Here is a 14610-nt window from a genome sequence, read left to right on the forward strand (position 1 = left end):
CGCAACTAATCAAAGGTCAAAACAATCTTTCGGGCTTGTTCCGGGTGATTATTCATCAGATCAAAAGCAGCTTGAATGTCTTTAATATTAAATTTTTGATTGACCACACCATCATCACCCAATAGACCACTTTCCAAAGCCTTAATGACTGGTTCAAATTGATAAGATTGCATTCTGGAACCATAAATAGTTAACGCTTTTTGCATGATTGGTTTTTGTGGAATCTGCGAACATTTTTCGGACATTCCTAAAGGCACAATGGCTCCCGCTACCGAAATCAAATTAAAACATTGTTCAAATGTCTGGGGCAGCCCCACTGCGTCAATAATGACGTTAGCCATTTCGCCATCGGTCCAAGCGCTAACTCGTTGTTGTAAATCTTCTTTTTGAGTATTAACAATTTCATCAGCCCCATTGGCTTTGGCAAAGGCTAATTTATCGTCATCAATATCAGTAATCATCACCGTTGCGCCTTTAGCTTTGGCCATTCTTAAAGTCAATAAGCCAATCGTTCCGGCTCCTTGAATTAACAAAGTCTTACCTACCGTGACTTGACCGCGAGTTGTGGAATTACCTGCAATCGTGTAAGGTTCTGCCAAAACGGCTGTCGACCAAGGGATATCTTTATTAATTTTATGAGCTTGCATAGGGGTGATTTTGAGATATTCTTGCATGCCGCCATCTTTATGTACCCCTAAAGCCTCCAAATGTGAACAAACATTAGGCATGCCCTGACGGCACGCATAACATTTACCACAGTAACTAATTTGTTCGACTACTACATGATCCCCTAAAGCTAAATCTGCTACCTGGGAGCCTAATTCAACGACTTCACCAACAATTTCATGTCCCATCACACGGGGCAAAACTACAAAGGGATTTTCGCCATGATAAATATGATTATCACTTCCACAAATACCAACCATTTTGACCTTAATAATGACATCTGTCGGAGAATCAACTTTCGGCCGTGCTACATCTTCTAAACGTAAATCTTCTTTGCCATAAACGCGTGCTGCTAACATTTTGGACCTCCTATTTTTTACTTTCTTTGTCAATGGCTTCCCATAAGCCAGTCAAATAACTAATTCCTAAAGCACGATCATACAAACCGTAACCCGGACGGCCATTTTCACCCCAGATATTGCGCCCATGATCGGGACGAATATAGCCATCAAATCCGGTGTCATGTAGTGCCTTCATAATTTCGTACATATCTAAGGAACCGGTGGAAGACAAATGGGGGGATTCGTGAAAATCACCCTGATCGTTCATAAATTTAATATTTCGGGCATGAATGAATGGTGCGCGATCTTTAGCCACAAATTCGCGAATAATCGCCGGCACATCATTTTGCGGATTTTCACCTAAACTACCGGTACAAATGGTAAAGGCGTTATACCGAGATTCATGCAACTGTTCAATCGTTTCCATATCTTCGCGATTCTTATAAATGCGCGGTAAACCAAACAACGGACGAGGTGGATCGTCTGGATGCATCGCCATTCGTACATCACATTCTTCACACACCGGAATAATCGCATCTAAAAAATACTTCAAATTGTCCGTTAATTTTTGTGCGTCTACATCCTGATAAGCATCAAACAACTGCTCGACCTCGGCTAAACGTTCCGGTTCCCAGCCCGGCATTTCAAATCCTTGCGAATCTTGACGTACCTTATTAATCATTGCATGCGGATCATCCACCAAATTGTCTGCTTGAAAAGCCATCGCGTTGGAATGATCTGCCAGTTCAAAATGCAAATTAGTCCGTAACCAATCAAACACGGGCATAAAGTTATAACAAATTACCTTGATCCCATATGCCGATAAATTCCGGATCGTTTGCTTATAATTGTCAATGTAACGATCCCGGGTAGGTAGACCAATTTTAATATCATCGTGAATATTAACTGATTCAATAACCTCTAATTTCAAGCCGGCCGCTTCAACTTCTGACTTTAGTTCGGCAATTTCTGATTTGGGCCACACTTCACCAACGGGAATATCATACAAAGCTCCGACCACTTGAGTGGTTCCGGGGATTTGTCGAATATTTTCTAAAGTAATCGGATCATCTTTCTTGCCAAACCATCTAAATCCCATATTTTTCATAGACTAGGCCTCTTTCCCATACTTTTGAATCGTTTGTCGAATCGTCTGAAGTACTGCTCCTGGTCTGGCAATTAACTGTGCAAAATAATGTTCTACTTTCTCTCCCAAACCAATCGCATATAAATCATTACCAAAAATTTCCTGATTACTTAAAATCGCTTGTAAATGTTGATGGATATCGACGTTTGCACCTAAGTGAATATCAGTCACCTGTGGTTGTAATTGCTTTAAAAGCGGATCCGGACTGAGAGTCATCGGTTGCTTATGGTCATCCACACCCATTAAATAACGACACCAACCCGCGATAATTAACGGAATAAACTCCAGATCGCTGACTTTTTTCTGGGGATTATCCACATAATGTTGGATGGTGACGCCATAACGAATAGCCATTTTCTGCGATGTATCACTCGCAATGCGTTGAGGTGTATCAGGAATATTCGGATTAGGTAACCGCTTTATTAATAGTTCGTCTAAAAATTTCCGCGGATTAATAATTCCCGGATCTTTAACCACCGGTAAATCTTCTTGGTACCCTAAATTTTTAATCAAAGCTAGTAAATCAGTATTCGCCACTTCTTGAGCTATCGAGGTATATCCCAACAAACAGCCAAAAATAGCCAAAGCTGTGTGTAACGGATTCAAACAAGCTGTCACCTTCATTTGATCTGCATCATTCACCGTCGACCGATCGGTAAACATAACTCCTGCCTGTTCTAGCGGTGGACGTCCGTTAGGAAAATCATCTTCTATTACTAAATAATGGGTTTCTTCAGTATTGCCAAAAGGAGCAATATTGGTATGTTTTTGCGTATGCAAAATTTGATAATCTTCAAATCCATCGACACGTAACCTCTCAGCTACTGTAGTGGCAGGATTAGGTGTAATCCGATCAATCATGGTCCATGGAAAAGTTATCTTGCTACGATCTTGCAAATAATTTAAAAAGTCAGCGTCCACCAAATGATGATCCAGCCAGCCTTGAGCAATGCGTAAAATTTCTGTTTGCAACCGTTTTCCATTTTGCGAAAAATTATCCGTGCTGACCAACGCCAAAGGGGCTTGATTAGCTTGGTAACGAGCATATAGTAAATGCGCAATGGCTCCCATATTGGTTACTGGCTGCTGAGGTCCATGAATTATGTCTGCTTGGGCCGCAGCGGTTAACTTGCCATTGATGTCAGTTAAAGCGTAACCTTTTTCGGTGAAGGAAAAAGTTACTAATTGTAGACTAGGTTGTTGGAAAACTTGTGTTAAATAGTCCCAACCTTCTGGATTAGCGACATTGTAATAAACACTAACACCAACACTCGCTAAGAGCTCTTTGTCAAATGTGCCATCACTTTTCATCGTCACATCTAAAATGCGGTTATTATAAGCCTGATATATATCATCGATGACTTCTTCATCGTAGGTTTCGGCTAAAATAATTCCGCTCTTTAACTGACCCTGATTTAATAATTGCTGGGCTAATTGGGCATGAAAACAACGGAACAAATTCCCGCCACCAAAATGAACCCAGATTGGATTTGTTTGAGTTTGTTCTTGGACTGCCTGTGCACTATATTGAGGTACTTTAATACCAGCTTGATCAAAGGCCGCCTTCTGAGTTATATAATCATCCTTCAAACGAACCATTAATTTTCCTCCTTATTGATTTAAGCGTTTGCAATATTTGCGTCGAGGACTTATGATTGTGATGTACTAATATATTAATAATCAACTAAAGTGTATACACGCACAAAGATATTGTCAACTTAAAGTTCAATAGGTAACGAAGGGATGTTTTCGATGCTTCAAAAAGTTCAATGGACCCAAAAAATTGCAGCTGCCGGAGTCGTGGCCGTTATTCGTGCCAACTCTGTCAGTGAAGCTGTCAAAATTAGTGACGCCGTGATTGCAGGAGGCATGCGCGCCATTGAATTAACTTTTACAGTGCCTCAAGCAGATCAAGCCATTAAAGAAGTAAAAACCAAATTTGCCCAACCAGATTTGATAATTGGTGCCGGCACCGTGTTTGAACCCACTAGTGCACGCTTAGCAATTATGGCGGGTGCTCAGTTCATTGTCAGTCCCAGTTTTAATAGCGCAGTCGCCAAATTATGTAATTTTTATCAAATTCCTTACATTCCTGGTTGCGGCACCGTTAATGAAATGCAAAAAGCACTGACTTACGGAGCTGATATTATTAAACTCTTCCCCGGATCGGTTTACGGACCGGCAATGGTTAAATCTGTCTTAGCTCCCTTGCCCCAAGTTAATTTAATGCCAACCGGGGGCGTTAATCTCGATAATATGGCTGACTGGTTTGCTGCTGGGGTCATTGCTGTGGGCAGTGGTAGTCAATTAACCCGTCCAGCGGCAACCGGTGATTACCAACAAGTGACAGCTAATGCCCAAGCTTATATGTCCAAGCTAGCCGACTTACGACAACAGCAGTAAGCTCAATAATTTTTAATTTTTCCAGAAATTGAATATTTTTTTAAATTTGTTTATACTAAGCGTTAATATCACTTGGATATTTTTGATTATTGTTAAAATTTTGGAGCTTAAAGGTGTGGATCGGAGTGCCGGATTCTTTCTTAAGTTTGAATTCTCAAGCTTATCATATTATTCTGAAGCACATTATTGTGGCAGATTTTCGTCCCGGACAACGACTTTCTGAAAAAGAACTAATGGACAAATTACAAATGGGACGGACCCCCGTGCGGGAAGCTTTACTGCGTTTGCGCCAAGAGGGGTTAATTTCAGTCGTGCCACAATCAGGAACTTATGTGGCGAAAATTGACATCAAAGTAGCTAACAGTGCCCGTTTTATTCGCGAAAGTATTGAAACGCGAATTATATGTGAATCAGCACAATTAACTATTACGCCACCAGAACAAGCAGAGTTTACTTATATTCTTCAAAATCAAAAATTTTATAAAGAACAAAAACAGTATCGTAAATTTTTTCGTGAAGATGACAATTTTCATAAAAAGTTTTACCAATTAACCAATCATCAACAAGTTTGGGATTGGCTGCAAACAATTAATATGCAACTCAACCGCTTTCGAATGTTGAGTCTGCAAGATGAAGACCTACCTTGGGAACGTTTAATTAGGCAGCATCAACAAATCCTAGATACTGTTAAAAACCACGATGCCTCGGCGGCTCAAAATTTAATTACCGAACATTTACGAATCATGCTAGTCGAGCAAAAAAGATTAAAAGCTAAGTTCCCGGAATATTTTGAACAAACTAATTAAAAAAAAGAACCACTTGATAAAAATTATCAAGTAGTTCTTTTTTGATGAAGCCATCTATCGGGTTCGGACCGACGACCTCCACCTTACCACGGTGGCGCTCTACCTACTGAGCTAAGATGGCGTCTCAAATAGCACTTAACTATAATACCAGAAATCACCGCAAAAGCCAAATAAAATTTAATCGGTACCTCAAATTTTTAAAAGGCTTCAACAATTTCCAAGATTCCAGACATAAAAAAGTACACCGCCGCCATAATAACAATGACTAGCGCGCCCAGCATCGGCCGAAACAGTAATACTACCCCAGCAATAATGGCCAAAACTGCTAAAATAATAATTAACCAGTAGTAGCTTTTACCAAATAAACGGTAAACTGAAGCTAAACTACATTCTGCAATGCCATCAATAATAAACCAAAAGGCCAAAATATAAATCAATGTCGTTAAACCAATTGGTAAATTAAATAAAAATAAGATCCCTAGTAATAAATCAATAATCCCCGAAAAAATCAACCAACCTGTCCGTCGATTAAACCAACGTCGAACTTGATAGGCGAAATATAATTGATAAATACCACGAATAATTGAAAAGATCCCAATCACTACCACTATGGATAAAAGTCCTGTGAGCGGATGTTTCACGATTAAATAACCGACATATAACGAAAACAAACCTATTATTAAACTAAAAAGATCAAATTTTCGTGTTGAACGATTCATAACTATTTCCCCCGTTACATAATAAAAATTGCACCTTTGTAAGTGACCAATTATAATAAATAATAACATTAATTAGAGAGGGGTAGCTAAGTTTTGTCACCCAGCAAAGAAAACTATCTCAAAAATATTTTTGAACTCCAGCAAAGTTTTCAAAAAGTTACTAACAAAAAATTAGCTGAAATGATGCATGTCAGTGCACCATCCGTCACCGAAATGTTAGTGGCGCTAGCACAAGCGAATTATATTACTCACACACCATATAACCACATTACCCTGACCGCTAGTGGTCTAGCTACTGCTGAAAAATTGGTCAAAAAACACCGCCTTTGGGAAGTGTTTCTCGTCAATAAATTACATTATCAAATTAACAACGTTCATCAGGCGGCTGATGCTTTGGAACATTCTACCGATGATGATTTAACAGAGCGCTTAAATAATTATCTCCATCATCCCCAAAAATGTCCGCATGGAAGTATTATTCCGGGCAACGGCCAAGGCGAAACAGATGCTGATGATTGGGTGCTCAGCGATGTTGCTGTTCAGCAACAGGTTCAAATTGTCCGCATTTTAGATAATCGCGAATTTTTGGACAATTTTGCGGATCTGGGCTTAGAGTTAAACCAAATTATTACGGTCATTCAGCATTCACCTTTTGACGATTCAGTTCTAATCCGTACTGCTGACCACCATGAAATTTCTGTCAGCAGTAAGTCAGCCGATTTTATTTTTGTGGAACCAGTTTCGGCCGCCAAAGTTAAATAATCCCCATAACTAGTTGACCATGAAAAAAATCCGCTCCCGCCAGCATAAGACGAGAGTGGATTTTTTAATTCAAAATATTTTGGGCTTGCTGATCTATTAACTCTTGATAAAAAATTGCATAACTCAATGATTTATAAGGGATTACGTATAAACTTAAACAGCCATAGGTCAATAAATTAAAGAGATCCCAACCTAGGAAACTGCAGTCTAACAAAAAGAGCTGCAGTTTATGTCCCCGCATCAATTGCCAGCTAAAACCCAAAGTTTTAAACGTTGGCCAACCTTTGATCGGTTGTTGCCGCGTCATGAGATCATGCAGAATAAAAGTAGTCATCCGTAAACCATAAGTTAGATAAAAAATGAACACATAAAACCAGCTAAAACCTACTTCCGTGACTACAAAAATACTGAGCCACAGCACAATTACGCGAAAAAAATATGTCCCTGTAAAAACTTGTAAACTATCAGCGAAGGGATGGTCTAATTGATGAGCCCGTATCCAAGTTAGCATACTGAAGCGTACTCCTGTAGCTACTAAAGCATAAGCCAATAAAGCTTCTAAAGTGTAGATTTGATACTGCGGGTTTTGAATTAATAAGCTTTGCATCTGCTGATACATTTGATTATAATCATTGCCCACTTGTGCCCCCGCCAACCAGCGTGTTGTTAAGGTAGCGAATAAATAAAAAAGGAAAACAATCACGATCGTCGGTGCAATCCCTAAAATAATTGCAGTCCGAGGATTAGAACGTAGTAGCCGCTTGGCTTCTTGCTTAATTTGACCAATATTTTTGGAAATAACCATCTAACTCCCTTCTAGTTTAATGAAGCGGTGGTCCGTACTAAAGTGTATTTCTTCTTACCCTTTCGGACAATGACGAATTTTCCTTCAAAGGCCTGTGCTGGATCTACTTGGAAATCCACATCTTGTTGGCGGACACCATTGATATAAATCGCTCCATTGCGAATATCTTCGCGCGCCTGCCGCCGCGAGGGCTCAATTTGGGTCGCATCTACTAAAAAGGCCACAATATTTACCGGTCCCCCTGCATAATCCACACTGGGAACATTACTAAAGCCTTGTTCGATTTCTGCAGCCGTCAAACTGGAAAAATCATCCGCAAATAATGCTTGTGAAATTTTCTCCGCCTGTTCGACGGCCGTTTGACCATGCACAAAACGAGTCACTTCCCGCGCTAAAGTCCGCTGGGCTACTCGTTTTTCCGGTGCCGTAGCCACTTGATCAGCTAATGATTGAATTTGCTGTTGATCCAAAAATGTAAAGTATTTTAAGTATTTGATGACATCCCGATCATCAGTATTGAACCAAAATTGATAAAATTCGTAGGGACTGGTCTTTTTCGGATCTAACCAGACAGCCCCGCCTTCTGTCTTCCCAAATTTAGTACCATCTGCTTTTAATAATAAAGGAATCGTCAAGCCAAATGCCGGCGCGTCTGAACCCTCTAAGCGATGAATCAAATCAATCCCAGCAGTAATATTGCCCCATTGATCACCACCGCCAATTTGTAAGCGTACTTGATGTTGGCGATATAAAGTCAAAAAATCGATTGCTTGTAAAATTTGATAAGTAAATTCCGTATAAGAGATACCTACTTGTAAACGGGAAGCGACAATCTCCTTATTCAACATATTATTAACGTTAAACAACTTGCCATAGTCACGAAGAAATGTTAATAAATCCAATTGTGACAACCAATCGTAATTATTAACAATTTCAAAATTGTCTGTTCCGAATAACCGTTCCATTTGTTTGGTCAAAGCGGCTTGATTCTTACGAATTTGCTCCATGGATTGCAAAACCCGTTCTGATTTCTTACCCGACGGATCACCAATCGACCCTGTTGCACCACCAATAACAATGACGGGTTTATGTCCCTGCAGCTGAAATCTTTTTAAAATCATAAAGGTGACTAAATGGCCCACATGTAACGAATCCCCGGTTGGATCTACTCCACAATATAAAGCAATTTGATGATGGGTAACATAATCCTTGAGACCAGCAGCGTCTGTTTGTTGATTAATCGTTCCTCGCCAAGCTAGTTCGTCCATAATATTACTCATAATTCTCTCCTTATTTACCTAGTCGTTAATTAATTAAATTTTTTGGAAAAATTCTCAAAGGCGGTTAATGCCGCTTGCAGATCAGCCATGCTAGCCGCATAGCTGATTCTTAAATAACCAGCTCCCCCGACACCAAAATATGAGCCTGGCAAAACCGCTAATTTTTCGGCAGCTAATAAGTCGTGTGCAATTTGCACGTCATCTTGAGGTTGCCACTTAGTTGGTACCTTCATAAACATATAGAAAGCTCCTTGAGGACGAATAACGGTGAAATTTAATTTCAACAAGCCTTGATATAAAACATCTCGGCGTTGGGCGTATTGGTCCTTCATTCGCTGCGTATCCGCTTCACCTTCGGTTAAAGCAGCAATCGCAGCTGCTTGCGATACCGTCGAAATACTGGTGGTCATTAACTCATGAACATGGATCATCGGCTTCGCCACTGCTGCTGGAGCGCAAATATATCCTACGCGCCAACCAGTCATAGCAAAAGCCTTCGATAAGCCATTCATTAAAATAGTTTGCTCGGGTAAAAGTTGCGCAATGCTTTTATGCTCGACATCATAGGTCAATTCGCTGTAAATTTCGTCACTCAAAACAAAAATACCGGCCTCACGCAGTACCGTGGCCAAGGCTTGCAATTCCGTCGCATCGTAAGTGGAGCCCGTTGGATTACTCGGATAATTTAAAATAATCGCCTTGACCTGCTGATGGGCAGCCAAGGTTTGTTGTAAAACCTCCGGCGTCAATTTGAAATTGGTTGCCGCTGTATTAATCATAATGGGCTGACATTGTAGCAGTTGCACAATCGGCTGATAAATTGTAAAACAAGGTGAAGGAATTAAAACTTCGTCGCCTGCATTTAAAATAGACATCAAACTGACAAAAACACTTTCCGTGACGCCTATGGTAGCAATTACTTCAGTAGTAGGATCATATTTCAAATGATAATGCCGTTGCACATAATCGGCGATGGCTTGGGTTAATTCAATCTTGCCTTGCGGCAACGTATAACGCAGTGGTTGTTCGTCAATCGCCGCTTTAGCAGCAGTCTTTACAACATCCGGTGTACTAAAATTGGGTTCTCCTAAAGTCAAGTTAATAACTCCCGGAACTTGGGATGCTTGGGCATTAAACGCAAAAATTTCTTGCGCATGTAACTGTAAAGCTTCTTTATTCATTTGTTGTTTTAAAATAGGCATTGTGTAAGCCTCCTTTAGCACACATTTATTATTAAGTTTAACATAATCCGCCATGCAATTAAGCTTCCTTTTATAGAAAGAAGACGTTCTAATGGATCAACAATATCAACATTACCTCGCCACAGAATGGGGAAAAACCACACATGGTGATCAGGCACTTTTTGAATTATTATCTTTAGAAATTTTTCAAGCAGGTCTGAACTGGCAGTTAGTTTTACATAAACGTGCCGCTTTGCGCCAAGCCTTTGCCAACTTTGATATTTTTACAGTAGCTCATTTTACTTTCGGACAGATCAACCAGCTACTCAGCAATCCTGCTCTAATTCGCAATCGCCGGAAAATCCAAGCAATCGTTCATAATGCGCAAGTAATTTTACATTTGCAGCAATCTCAAAGTTTTGACAACTACATCTGGCATTTTGTGAATTATCAACCCCAAACTCATTATTACCATTACCGTAATCAAATTCCCACGCAAACCCCGCTTTCTCGAACCATGACCCAAGATCTGAAAGCTCAAGGTTTCCAGTTTGTGGGACCGGTAATTATTTATTCTTTTCTGCAAGCGGCAGGCTTGATAAAGGACCAGTTATTATAATTATTCTTAATTTGTCCAGGTAAAAGAATCCTTCGCTGTTGGCCAAATTCTTCTTTCACTTTATAATGTTCGCTTTTTGGATAAATAGATTTATATACATCTTTTTTTTAAAACTCTGATGAATCAATTGCTAACAAATACTCTATCACTATTGAAATAGTTCGTGTTTTATCCTAAAATCAAATTAGTCAAAAGTAAAATTCTCGATCTGAGCTCATGGTGTATGAATGAGCGACCCTGACTGGGAGGATTCTGGCCCGAAATCGACAATTACCTTAATTGAGAGATTAAGTTTTAGTTATTAGGTAATTTAATGCATTTGCGATCATTGAAGATTTCCAAGGGCTGTTTTTGATCATAGGAAGGAGCAGTTTATGACAGAAAAGCCTTTAATTTCCATTAAAAACATTTCCAAAATTTATGCTAACGGTACCGTTGGCTTAAAAAATGTCAGTTTAAATATACCAGCCGGTCAATTTGTGGTGATCGTAGGCTTATCTGGCGCCGGTAAGAGTACTCTCTTGCGAACCATCAATCGAATGCATTCTGTCACCCAAGGTGATATTTTAATCGACGGTCATTCCATTATTCATTATAAGAATAAACAATTACGCCAACTGCGGCGCAGCATTGGCATGATTTTTCAAGATTTCAATCTGATTAAACGTTCCACGGTCCAGCGTAATGTCTTAGCTGGTCGTGTCGGTTATTATCCTACTTGGAAAAGTGTCTGCAATCTTTTTTCTGCTGCAGACAAACAAAAAGCCTATCAAGCATTACAACAAGTTGGCATGGGTGAAAAATTATATAGTCGTGCAGACGCACTCTCGGGTGGACAACAACAGCGAGTGGCAATTGCCCGTACATTAATGCAGGATCCCAAAATTATTTTGGCAGATGAACCAATTGCTTCCCTAGATCCGATGACCACGCAAACAGTCATGAAAGATTTAAAACAGCTCAATCGCCAATTAAATATTACAGTAGTCGTCAATTTACATTCCGTCCCTATTGCGCAGCAATTTGCTGATCGTATTGTTGGCTTACGTGCTGGGGAATTGATCTATGATAAATTAATTGATCAAGTTAATTCCGAAGATTTTCAGACCATTTATCAATCTTCTTCCTCATCCACTGATATGGAAAATGCCTCATGAAACAATCTCTGAAGAATTCCCAATCTATGCCTTCTCGTCCTTGGCTGCAGCGTTTGCATATTAAGGGGTGGGCCAGTTTTCTTATCTTTTTGCTGCTTTTCAAAGGTAGTGCCCAAATTTGTGACATTCAGCTTAGTACATTTTTCCAAAATCTCGGACAATTCTTTGAACTAATTAAAAAAATGCTGCATCCGCAATGGTCCTACTTAGCTGTCGTCGTAGCCCCCATTAGTGAAACTATCAAAATGGCCATTGTGGGAACTACTATTGGAACATTGGTTGCGGTGCCCTTTTGTTTGTTGGCCGCACGTAATATTGCAATTAATCGTTTCATTTCCTCAATAGTCCGCTTCTTTTTGAATATTGTGCGCACAATTCCTGATTTGATGTTAGCGGCGCTGTTTGTCGCTATCGTCGGCATCGGTTCCTTCGCTGGTGTTTTAACGTTAGCTGTGTTTTCTTTTGGCATGATCAGCAAATTATTTTATGAAGCGGTCGAAACCATCGATCCAGGCCCCTTAGAAGCCTTACAAGCCGCAGGCGCTAATAAAATTCAAATGATTGTCTTTGCAGTGTTGCCGCAAATTTTCAATAATTTCATTAGTTATTTTCTATATACTTTAGAAATTAACGTTCGATCCTCGACGGTTTTAGGTTATTTAGGCGCCGGAGGGATTGGCGTTTATTTGCAACGCTCGCTAGATTCCTTCAACTACAGTCAAACGGCAATTATTATTTTAGCTATTTTAGTCGTGGTTTTGATTATTGATGGTTTGAGCAATTATTTACGGGAGAAGTTATTGTGAAACAAAAGAACTCCAAACATCTATCTGCAGTATTTTTTTGGCTCTTAGTCATAGTTTTAATCTATTGGTGGAGTTTTCAAAGTCTGGATTTTACCGGCGTCAAGAGCTCGGCCGGTCAAGTCTTGAATGCTATGATTCATGGGCTCATCCACCCAGATTGGCAGTATGTTTATGATGGTAGTGGCGAAGATCTGCTCAGTTTAATTTTACAAACATTGGCTATTGCTTTTTTAGGCACCTTCAGTTCCGCCGTTTTGAGTCTGCCCTTTGCCTTTTGGGCAGCACGTGGTCCACATGAAAGACATCGTCACCTAAGATCAACGACTGGAAAATTTGTGATTATCCTGATTCGTACTTTCCCGGAAATCGTGCTGGCCATTATGTTTATTAAAGCTGTCGGTCCCGGTTCTTTTGCGGGAGTGCTGGCTGTCAGTATCCACTCCATTGGCATGCTGGGCAAATTATTTAGCGAAGCCCTGGAAAACATGGATTACCGTGCTAGTGAGGCTTTAATTAGTGTGGGCGCCAATCAACCCCAGACTTTAGTAATGGCCACTTTACCCACTATTTTACCTGAATTTTTATCATACACTCTTTATCAATTTGAGATTGCGGTGCGTTCCGCTTCTATCTTAGGGATGGTCGGCGCCGGCGGGATCGGAACACCATTATTATTTGCTATCCAAACGCGTAGTTGGCAACGCATGGGGATTATTTTGATCGGAATCATTATCATGGTCACGTTAATTGATCTGCTTTCCGGGACCCTCAGAAAACGTCTGGTCTAAGTTCAGCCACACTGTGTGCGTTGGGGCACAACTTTGGGGCAGCTGTCTATTTTGCAGCAAAGCTGATTTTGGCGTGCACAATTGAAAAAAACAGTCTAAAATTAAACCTGAACTCGATGTTCAGCATCGGGGTTTTGGATGGGGCCACAGGTTTGTTAGGTCTCATGTCCCAGACAACCGCAGAAAGGAGAACTCTCGTGCAGATTTACTTTGCTAGTGGTTTGTTTTCGCAAGCGGACCGCAATTATAATGCCCAATTAACGGAGCAAATTCGCAACTTGGATCCCCAGATTAGCGTTTATTTACCACAAGAAAATACCAGCATTAATGATAAACACAGTTACGCAGATTCCACCATGATTGCCCGGGCGGATACGGCTCAACTCCTAAAATGTGATTTAATGTTAGCCCTTTTAGATGGCATATGTATTGATGCCGGAGTGGCTAGTGAAATCGGAGTCGCTTATGCACATAAAATTCCCATTCTGGGATTATATACGGATACCAGACAGCAAGGTGCTACCAACTCGCAAAAATTAGCTGCCTTACAACAAATTGCCGAAAATCAATTCCACTATCTCAATCTTTATACGACTGGTTTAATCAAATTAAATGGAGCTATTGTGAATAACTCTGCCGACTTAATACTTCAGATCAAGAATTACCTGTAAAAACTAGTGTCCATATAAAAAAGCTGTTAGTTTCCTAACCGCTTTTTTTATTACTAATTGAATAATTGATCACCACTTTGAAAATTCAAGCCCGGATGATTGTCAAAACGAACTACGCCGATTGAAATCTCAGGGGCCACCGCGGCTTGGATTTGGGCTACTCCTTGAATGCCAAAACCACCGCATAATTCAATGGCGGTGACACCCTTTTGAACTAAAAATTGGGCGGCTTTCACTGCGGTATTATAATCTTTGGCACCAATAGCAGTTAGATTAACCTGCGATGTACTAATCGTCTTATAGTCTTTTTGATAGTCAGCCCCATCAGCTAAAAAGATAAAACCTGCTTCTAACTTCATAAATTCTCTCCCCCATTTCGTTTAAATTTATTTCCGTTGCTTTCTTTTAGTATATCATCATTTGTAATCGTTTTCATTGATTTTTTGGATTATGGTTTTC

The 14610-nt window shown here is 40.1% G+C and carries 16 protein-coding genes and 1 tRNA gene; 8 read left to right on the forward strand and 9 right to left on the reverse strand.

What is annotated here, in order from left to right:
• Positions 1-5: 5 nt before the first annotated feature.
• From JG30_RS06785 to JG30_RS06795, 3 genes are read right to left on the reverse strand one after another with little or no spacing between them, the layout of a single operon-like run.
• Positions 6-1025 carry a zinc-binding alcohol dehydrogenase family protein gene (locus JG30_RS06785; protein ID WP_046317516.1) on the reverse strand — a complete coding sequence of 340 codons (1020 nt, stop codon included), beginning with the start codon at positions 1023-1025 and terminating at the stop codon, positions 6-8.
• Positions 1026-1035: 10 nt separating this feature from the next.
• Positions 1036-2115: a mannonate dehydratase gene (gene uxuA / locus JG30_RS06790; protein ID WP_046317518.1), complete on the reverse strand. Its 1080-nt coding sequence runs from the start codon at positions 2113-2115 to the stop codon at positions 1036-1038.
• A gap of 3 nt (positions 2116-2118) precedes the next feature.
• Positions 2119-3753 (reverse strand): mannitol dehydrogenase family protein, encoded by a 1635-nt coding sequence (locus tag JG30_RS06795; protein WP_046317519.1) that lies wholly within the window; start codon positions 3751-3753, stop codon positions 2119-2121.
• Between the two features lie 153 nt (positions 3754-3906).
• Between JG30_RS06795 and JG30_RS06800 the strand changes: the two genes are divergently transcribed.
• Positions 3907-4557 carry a bifunctional 4-hydroxy-2-oxoglutarate aldolase/2-dehydro-3-deoxy-phosphogluconate aldolase gene (locus JG30_RS06800; RefSeq protein WP_046317521.1) on the forward strand — a complete coding sequence of 217 codons (651 nt, stop codon included), beginning with the start codon at positions 3907-3909 and terminating at the stop codon, positions 4555-4557.
• Between the two features lie 113 nt (positions 4558-4670).
• Entirely contained in the window at positions 4671-5363 is a 693-nt protein-coding gene (locus JG30_RS06805; RefSeq protein ID WP_245626307.1) for a GntR family transcriptional regulator, read from the forward strand.
• 48 nt (positions 5364-5411) lie between these two features.
• On the opposite strand, the gene JG30_RS06810 is transcribed toward JG30_RS06805, so the two are convergent.
• Positions 5412-5484 (reverse strand) — tRNA-Thr (locus tag JG30_RS06810).
• A 76-nt stretch (positions 5485-5560) separates the two neighbouring features.
• Entirely contained in the window at positions 5561-6082 is a 522-nt protein-coding gene (locus tag JG30_RS06815; protein WP_046317523.1) for an HdeD family acid-resistance protein, read from the reverse strand.
• 93 nt (positions 6083-6175) lie between these two features.
• Here JG30_RS06815 and JG30_RS06820 point away from each other — a divergent pair, with 93 nt between their 5' ends.
• Positions 6176-6844, forward strand: a complete 669-nt coding sequence (locus JG30_RS06820) for a metal-dependent transcriptional regulator (protein ID WP_046317525.1) — start codon at positions 6176-6178, stop codon at positions 6842-6844.
• A 64-nt stretch (positions 6845-6908) separates the two neighbouring features.
• Here JG30_RS06820 and JG30_RS06825 read toward each other — a convergent pair whose 3' ends face one another.
• Genes JG30_RS06825 through JG30_RS06835 form a run of 3 tightly spaced genes read right to left on the reverse strand, consistent with a single transcriptional unit; the run spans position 6909 to position 10131 of the window.
• On the reverse strand, positions 6909-7649 hold the full coding sequence (locus JG30_RS06825) for a DUF975 family protein (protein ID WP_046317527.1): 741 nt from the start codon (positions 7647-7649) through the stop codon (positions 6909-6911).
• 11 nt (positions 7650-7660) lie between these two features.
• A complete protein-coding gene (gene tyrS / locus JG30_RS06830) occupies positions 7661-8929 on the reverse strand; it encodes a tyrosine--tRNA ligase (protein ID WP_046317529.1) in 1269 nt (422 codons plus the stop codon).
• Between the two features lie 29 nt (positions 8930-8958).
• Entirely contained in the window at positions 8959-10131 is a 1173-nt protein-coding gene (locus tag JG30_RS06835) for an aminotransferase class I/II-fold pyridoxal phosphate-dependent enzyme (protein WP_046317531.1), read from the reverse strand.
• 91 nt (positions 10132-10222) lie between these two features.
• Here JG30_RS06835 and JG30_RS06840 point away from each other — a divergent pair, with 91 nt between their 5' ends.
• From JG30_RS06840 to JG30_RS06860, 5 genes are all read left to right on the forward strand, one after another.
• Positions 10223-10729: a DNA-3-methyladenine glycosylase I gene (locus JG30_RS06840; RefSeq protein ID WP_046317533.1), complete on the forward strand. Its 507-nt coding sequence runs from the start codon at positions 10223-10225 to the stop codon at positions 10727-10729.
• Positions 10730-11103: 374 nt separating this feature from the next.
• The gene (phnC, locus tag JG30_RS06845; RefSeq protein ID WP_046317535.1) at positions 11104-11886 is read left to right on the forward strand and encodes a phosphonate ABC transporter ATP-binding protein; all 783 of its coding nucleotides are present in this window, start codon (positions 11104-11106) and stop codon (positions 11884-11886) included.
• The gene (gene phnE / locus JG30_RS06850) at positions 11883-12692 is read left to right on the forward strand and encodes a phosphonate ABC transporter, permease protein PhnE (RefSeq protein WP_245626308.1); all 810 of its coding nucleotides are present in this window, start codon (positions 11883-11885) and stop codon (positions 12690-12692) included. The genes phnC and phnE (JG30_RS06850) overlap by 4 nt, the downstream gene beginning before the upstream one ends.
• The gene (gene phnE, locus JG30_RS06855; protein ID WP_245626309.1) at positions 12689-13480 is read left to right on the forward strand and encodes a phosphonate ABC transporter, permease protein PhnE; all 792 of its coding nucleotides are present in this window, start codon (positions 12689-12691) and stop codon (positions 13478-13480) included. The genes phnE (JG30_RS06850) and phnE (JG30_RS06855) overlap by 4 nt, the downstream gene beginning before the upstream one ends.
• A 197-nt stretch (positions 13481-13677) precedes the next feature.
• Positions 13678-14151: a nucleoside 2-deoxyribosyltransferase gene (locus tag JG30_RS06860; protein ID WP_046317538.1), complete on the forward strand. Its 474-nt coding sequence runs from the start codon at positions 13678-13680 to the stop codon at positions 14149-14151.
• A gap of 53 nt (positions 14152-14204) precedes the next feature.
• Here JG30_RS06860 and JG30_RS06865 read toward each other — a convergent pair whose 3' ends face one another.
• Positions 14205-14510: a DUF6506 family protein gene (locus JG30_RS06865; protein ID WP_046317540.1), complete on the reverse strand. Its 306-nt coding sequence runs from the start codon at positions 14508-14510 to the stop codon at positions 14205-14207.
• Positions 14511-14610 lie beyond the last annotated feature (100 nt).

It is taken from the genome of Bombilactobacillus mellifer, from assembly GCF_000970795.1.
Taxonomy (GTDB): Bacteria; Bacillota; Bacilli; order Lactobacillales; family Lactobacillaceae; genus Bombilactobacillus; species Bombilactobacillus mellifer.